Here is a 243-nt window from a genome sequence, read left to right on the forward strand (position 1 = left end):
AAGATCAGGCGCCGGAAGCCGGCAACCTGATCCAGCCCTTCGTGCAATACCCGGGCTCCCTGCTCACCAACGCCGGCGAAGCCTGGCGCCAGGTGCGCAACCAGTGGATCATCCCCTACGGTGGCGCGCTGATCCTGATCGCGCTGGGCGCGGTGGGCATCTTCTACTGGCGCAAGGGCAGCATCCGGCTGCACGGCTCGGAAACCGGCCGCAAGATCGAACGTTTCACCGCCTTCGAGCGTT

At 65.8% G+C, this 243-nt stretch carries 1 protein-coding gene; it reads left to right on the forward strand.

Features of this window, described 5'->3' with window-relative positions; genetic code table 11:
- On the forward strand, positions 1 to 243 hold a 243-nt coding region (locus RRF55_RS27665; protein ID WP_439419249.1), incomplete at both ends, for a hypothetical protein.

It is taken from the genome of Klebsiella sp. K47 (genome assembly GCF_051858335.1).
Lineage (GTDB): Bacteria > Pseudomonadota > Gammaproteobacteria > Enterobacterales > Enterobacteriaceae > Klebsiella > Klebsiella pneumoniae.